At 47.6% G+C, this 1,202-nt stretch carries 1 protein-coding gene; it reads right to left on the reverse strand.

Annotated features, from left to right (window positions below; all coding sequences use genetic code 11):
• Positions 1-245 precede the first annotated feature (245 nt).
• A partial coding sequence (locus tag R7P72_RS25070; protein ID WP_318110969.1) for a toprim domain-containing protein occupies positions 246-1,202 on the reverse strand: 957 nt, incomplete at its 5' end.

Consider the following 1,202-nt stretch of genomic DNA (forward strand, 5'->3'; position numbering starts at 1 on the left):
TAACCTCGTATGATTGGAAAGCTCTACAGCACTATAGCGAGCAGGAAAAAGAAAGCAAAAGCACTCAATCGAACAAAATGGCAAGAAAAACAGAAAAGGGAAACAAAATGGTGCCGCTACTCAAGCCTCTGGCAGTTAGTAGCAGAAAAGCCAAAGTCTTGGCATAAAGTGGTGATTTTCATACCACCAAGAAACAAAAAAGCAGCGATGGCTCGCTGCTTTTTTCTATCCAAAAACGCTTGTCGCTACACGTCTAGGTTTGCAACCTTCAGTGCGTTCTCTTCGATGAAGTGACGACGAGGTTCAACTTGGTCACCCATTAGCGTTGTGAACAATTGGTCTGCGCCTACCGCATCTTCAATCGTTACTTGCATCATGCGACGCGTCTCTGGGTCCATTGTGGTTTCCCAAAGCTGATCTGGGTTCATCTCACCTAGACCTTTGTAGCGCTGACGGCTTAGACCACGCATCGATTCTTTAACCAACCACTCAAGTGCTTCAGCAAAGCTTGATACTGGCAGAGTACGTTCACCACGTTTGATGTACGCGCCCTCTTCTAGAAGACCGTCTAGGACTTCAGAAAGGTCCGCCAGCTTGCCGTATTCTTTTGAGTTTAGGAAATCAACACTTAGCGCGTGCTCGTGAGTCACACCGTGTGTACGAACGATGATCTTCGGCAGGCTCAAACCAAGCTCTGCGTGCAGCTCCACTTCGTAGCTGTATTGGCTTGCGCCCACTTCTTTCGCGTTTAGTTGCTCAACAAGTTGTTTTGTCCAAGCTTCTACTGCTGCTGCATCATGACACTGCTCAGCCGTTAGACGAGATGTGTAGATAAGCTCATGCACTAAGGCGCGAGGGTAACGACGGCTCATACGATCAGCAAGCTTGATACCTGCATTGTATTGTTGAACCAGTTTTTCTAGCGCTTCGCCAGCTAGAGCTGGAGCTTCTGCGTTTACGTGCAGTGATGCGTTGTCCAATGCCAATGATACTTGGTATTGGTTCATCGCTTCTTCATCTTTGATGTACTGCTCTTGTTTGCCCTTCTTCACTTTGTATAGTGGTGGCTGAGCGATGTACACGTAACCACGCTCGATAAGCTCTGGCATTTGACGGTAGAAGAAGGTCAACAGTAGCGTACGAATGTGCGAACCATCGACGTCAGCATCGGTCATGATGATGATGTTGTGGTAACGCAGTTT

Origin of the sequence: Vibrio sp. Vb0888, from assembly GCF_033338835.1 — a bacterium.
In the GTDB taxonomy this organism is placed as follows: Bacteria; Pseudomonadota; Gammaproteobacteria; order Enterobacterales; family Vibrionaceae; genus Vibrio; species Vibrio alginolyticus.